Annotated in this window: 5 protein-coding genes; all 5 read left to right on the top strand. The window is 42.1% G+C overall.

The window, feature by feature from the left end; all coding sequences use genetic code 11:
• Positions 1-126: 126 nt before the first annotated feature.
• Positions 127-621 (top strand): F0F1 ATP synthase subunit B, encoded by a 495-nt coding sequence (atpF, locus tag QZY09_RS13120; RefSeq protein ID WP_295673053.1) that lies wholly within the window; start codon positions 127-129, stop codon positions 619-621.
• 123 nt (positions 622-744) lie between these two features.
• A complete protein-coding gene (atpH, locus tag QZY09_RS13115; protein WP_295673051.1) occupies positions 745-1290 on the top strand; it encodes an ATP synthase F1 subunit delta in 546 nt (181 codons plus the stop codon).
• Between the two features lie 35 nt (positions 1291-1325).
• A complete protein-coding gene (gene atpA, locus QZY09_RS13110) occupies positions 1326-2900 on the top strand; it encodes a F0F1 ATP synthase subunit alpha (protein WP_096355234.1) in 1575 nt (524 codons plus the stop codon).
• A gap of 136 nt (positions 2901-3036) precedes the next feature.
• Positions 3037-3933, top strand: coding sequence for an ATP synthase F1 subunit gamma (gene atpG, locus QZY09_RS13105; protein WP_295673050.1), 897 nt, complete (start codon positions 3037-3039; stop codon positions 3931-3933).
• A gap of 180 nt (positions 3934-4113) precedes the next feature.
• A complete protein-coding gene (locus tag QZY09_RS13100; RefSeq protein ID WP_295673048.1) occupies positions 4114-4311 on the top strand; it encodes a hypothetical protein in 198 nt (65 codons plus the stop codon).
• Positions 4312-4517 lie beyond the last annotated feature (206 nt).

Raw genomic sequence — 4517 nt, 5'->3', positions numbered from 1 at the left:
GGTGTGGCCCTGTTTGCGGTGGTGGTTGCAGCATTCTTTTAGGGTGCAGCGAAAAAACAACCCGGAGCGGTTGGCTCCGGGCTGTTTTTCACTTAATTAATTGATTATTATAAATATTCTTAAAATATGGATTTAGTTACCCCCGCATTAGGATTAGTTTTTTGGACGACGCTTTGTTTTGCGATATTATTATTTATACTGGGTAAATTTGCCTGGAAACCTATTTTAGCTGCCGTTGCTGAACGCGAAAACTCTATTGAATCGGCCTTATCAAAAGCCGAAGCTGTAAAAGAAGAAATGGCCCGCTTAACCGGCGAAAACGAAACTTTGCTTAAACAGGCCCGCGCCGAACGCGACGCCATTTTATCAGAAGCAACCAAAGTTAAAAACCAGATCATCAGCGAAGCTAAAGAAGCAGCTCAAAAAGAAGGTTCACGCCAGATTGAACTTGCCCGTGTCGAAATCAACAACCAAAAAGCAATTGCTATGGCTGATGTAAAAAACCAGGTGGCCAGTTTATCACTGGAAATTGCTGAGAAAATTTTACGCAAGCAGTTTGAGGATTCGAAAAAACAGGACGAACTGGTTAAGGAGCTTTTAAAAGAGGTTAAATTAAGCTAACGTTTTGATTTCGGATTTCGGAATTTCGATTTCGGAATTAAGAAAAATGAGCAAAAGCAAAATGCCTGAATTTTAAATAAAATAAATCCGAAATCGAACATTCGAAATCCGAAATATAAAGATATGTCAGAATTAACAGTCGCATCAAGGTACGCCAAATCACTAATTGATCTTGCAGGTGAACAAAAGCTTGTTGAAGAGATCAAGAATGATATGGACCTTTTTCATCATACTTTAAGGGTTAATCCCGAATTGAAAGCGGTTTTAGCCAACCCGATCGTTTCGCACCCCAAAAAGATCAACATACTGGATGAAGTATTCGGCAAAAAGGTTAATAAAGTAACCAATGCCTTTTTTAAGCTGATGATCAACAAAAGCCGCGGCGAAGTTTTATATGCAACCGCTAAGGAATATGTGCACCAATACGATATCATGAACAATATTGTTGAGGCCCGCGTAGTATCGGCTACTGAATTATCAGCAGCGAATAAAGAAAAACTGGTTGCTGATATTAAAAAGGCCACCGGCGGTAATATCAAACTTGAAGCAAAAGTTGACCCATCCCTGATCGGCGGCTTTGTTTTAACTGTTGGTGACAGGCAGGTAGATACCAGTATAGCTGCTGACCTTAGAAAATTGAAAAAAGAATTTGCCCAGGGGGTTAATTAATAAAAACAACAAAAACGCTAAAATAAAATTAAAAAATGGTAGAGGTAAGACCAGATGAAGTATCAGCAATTTTGCGTCAGCAATTAGCCGGCTTCAAGTCAGAATCTGAATTAGAAGAAGTGGGTACTGTGCTCCAGGTGGGCGACGGTATCGCGCGCGTTTACGGATTAACAAAAGTACAATCAGGCGAGCTGGTTGAGTTTGGTACCGGTTTACAGGGTATCGTACTTAACCTTGAAGAAGATAACGTGGGTGTGGTATTGCTTGGTAAATCCGATGATATAAAAGAAGGTGATACCGTTAAACGTACCAACCGCATCGCCTCTATCAATGTAGGTGAAGGCATGCTGGGCCGTGTTGTGGATACCCTGGGTAATCCAATCGATGGTAAAGGCCCTATAAAAGGCCAGACCTATGAAATGCCTTTGGAGCGTAAAGCGCCAGGCGTTATCTATCGTCAGCCAGTAACCGAGCCATTACAAACAGGTATCAAAGCGATTGACGCGATGATCCCTATCGGTCGCGGACAGCGGGAGCTGGTAATCGGCGACAGGCAGACAGGTAAAACTGCGGTTTGTATCGATACCATTATTAACCAGAAAGAATTTTACGAAGCCGGCAAACCGGTAATATGTATCTATGTTGCCTGCGGCCAGAAAGCTTCTACCGTAGCTAACATCGTTCGCACATTGGAAGAAAAAGGCGCAATGCCATTTTCTATTATCGTAGCAGCCAACGCTTCTGACTCTGCAACCATGCAATTCTTTGCTCCGTTTGCTGGCGCTGCGATTGGTGAGTACTTCCGTGACACAGGTCGCCCTGCTTTGATCATTTATGATGATCTTTCAAAACAGGCGGTTGCTTATCGTGAAGTATCTTTATTACTTCGCCGCCCACCGGGCCGTGAAGCTTATCCTGGTGACGTATTTTACCTGCACAGCCGTTTACTGGAACGTGCCGCTAAGATCAGCCAGAATGATGAGATCGCACAAGCCATGAACGATCTTCCTGATTCTATCAGGGGTATTGTAAAAGGCGGTGGTTCATTAACTGCATTGCCGATCATCGAAACACAAGCTGGTGACGTATCTGCTTATATCCCTACCAACGTAATTTCAATTACGGACGGTCAAATCTTCCTTGAATCTAACTTATTCAACGCAGGTGTACGCCCGGCTATCAACGTAGGTATTTCGGTATCACGTGTGGGTGGTAACGCGCAGATCAAATCAATGAAAAAAGTTGCGGGTACCCTAAAACTTGACCAGGCACAATACCGCGAGCTGGAAGCTTTCTCAAAATTTGGTTCAGATCTGGACGCTTCAACTAAAACTGTATTGGACAAGGGTGCACGTAACGTTGAGATCTTAAAACAAGGACAATATTCACCTGTAACTGTTGAAAAACAGGTTGCGATCATTTACCTGGGTACAAAAAACCTGATGCGTAATGTTCCGGTAAATAAGATCCGTGAATTTGAAAGCGAATTTACCAGCCAGCTGGAAGCACGTCACCCTGAAACTTTGGCTGCCCTTAAAGCAGGTAAATTTGACGACACGATCACCGGCGTACTGGAAACAGTAGCTAAAGAAATGACCGGGAAGTACTAGTTTACGTAATTTGATGTGCAGATGTGCGGATGTGCAGATGTGCAAATGATTAACAAAACTACTACTAATTGATACATAAATAAACAAAATGCAGATCATTTGCACATCTGCACATTTGAAATTTGCACATTAACAAATGGCTAATTTAAAAGAAGTAAGAAACAGGATAAAATCCGTAAGCTCAACACAGCAGATCACCAAAGCTATGAAAATGGTTTCGGCGGCTAAGCTGAAAAGGGCTACGAATGCTATTGTACAATTGCGCCCTTATGCTAACAAGCTAAAGGAATTATTGGCCAACTTATCGGCAAGCCTTGAGGATGGTTCATCGCCATTTCTGGCCGACCGCGAGCCCAATAAGGTGTTGGTTATCGTAGTATCCTCCAATCGTGGTTTGGCAGGCGCTTTTAATGCCAACGTTATTAAAACCGCCAATATCCTCATCGCCGAGAAATACAGTGCCCAGTTAAAAGCAGGTAATGTTTCTATCGTAGCGATCGGTAAAAAAAGCCAGGAGTTTTATCAAAGGCGCAATTACAATGTTATTGGCAACAATAACGACCTGTACCTTGATTTGAATTTCGAAAATGCTTCAAAGATCACCGAGAGCATTATGGATGGCTTTTTGAAAGGCGATTATGACCGGGTTGAACTGGTGTATAATCAATTTAAAAATGCCGCAATGCAGATATTGATTGCTGAGCAACTGATTCCCGTACCGAAACCGGCGCCAATTGAAGTAAAAAAGGATGCCAAACCAGCTGCACAGGTTGATTATATTTTGGAGCCTTCACAGGAGTATATCGTTGAGCAACTGATTCCTAAAAACATCAAAACACAGTTATATAAAGCTGTGCTGGATTCAAACGCATCTGAACATGGCGCCCGTATGACGGCGATGGATAAAGCGACTGAGAATGCAGGCGATTTGTTAAAAGCTTTAAAGCTATCCTACAACCAGGCCCGCCAGGCAGCGATCACCACCGAGCTTACCGAAATTGTAAGCGGCGCGGCTGCTTTATCGGCACAATAAAAATCAAGATTTTGAATATTGAAAGGCTTCTCTGTTTTGGAGAAGCCTTTTTTGTTTGTCTGAACCGGGATTTTTAGGATTTATCAGATTCATCGGATTTTCATCCTGTTAATCTGATGTATCTGTTCAATCCTGGTTCAGACAAAATAAACAATCTTAAACCTGCTTTGTTAATACGGTATGACAAAACCAGCAAATTCAAAAGATAAACCATCGCCTGCAGATACGCCTACGAAAAGGCCACACGATAATGGCGGTAAAAGCAAAGTGAGTAAAGCAGACCGAATATATCATGCTGATGAACCGCACGACGGCGAAATCGCCAAAAAACATGAGCAGGAAGAACAGCCCGTACATTCGGGGGATGTTAAAGGGTGATTTACGCTTCATTGCCGTGAAAACTACTGACAAGATTTTGTCACTGACAAAATCTTGTCAGTAGTTAAATAATTAATAATCAACTGTGTAGCACTTTGTAGCAGGTTGTAGCACTTGTAGCGCAACGTGACTTGTCCTAAAAAAAGTTGACTGATTTTAATAAATAAAGATAGTACATTATTGTTGTTTGTTTGTCCTGTTAAGAT

Origin of the sequence: uncultured Mucilaginibacter sp. (assembly GCF_903913935.1) — a bacterium.
In the GTDB taxonomy this organism is placed as follows: domain Bacteria; phylum Bacteroidota; class Bacteroidia; order Sphingobacteriales; family Sphingobacteriaceae; genus Mucilaginibacter.
The sequence above is the reverse complement of the archived record's forward strand: the minus strand, read 5'-3'. Positions and strand labels throughout refer to the sequence as shown.

Excerpts from the sequence above, each read along its gene's own strand:
- atpF (WP_295673053.1), top strand. The coding sequence starts at position 127 with ATGGATTTAGTTACCCCCGCATTAGGATTAGTTTTTTGGACGACGCTT.
- atpH (WP_295673051.1), top strand. The coding sequence starts at position 745 with ATGTCAGAATTAACAGTCGCATCAAGGTACGCCAAATCACTAATTGAT.
- atpA (WP_096355234.1), top strand. The coding sequence starts at position 1,326 with ATGGTAGAGGTAAGACCAGATGAAGTATCAGCAATTTTGCGTCAGCAA.
- atpG (WP_295673050.1), top strand. The coding sequence starts at position 3,037 with ATGGCTAATTTAAAAGAAGTAAGAAACAGGATAAAATCCGTAAGCTCA.
- QZY09_RS13100 (WP_295673048.1), top strand. The coding sequence starts at position 4,114 with ATGACAAAACCAGCAAATTCAAAAGATAAACCATCGCCTGCAGATACG.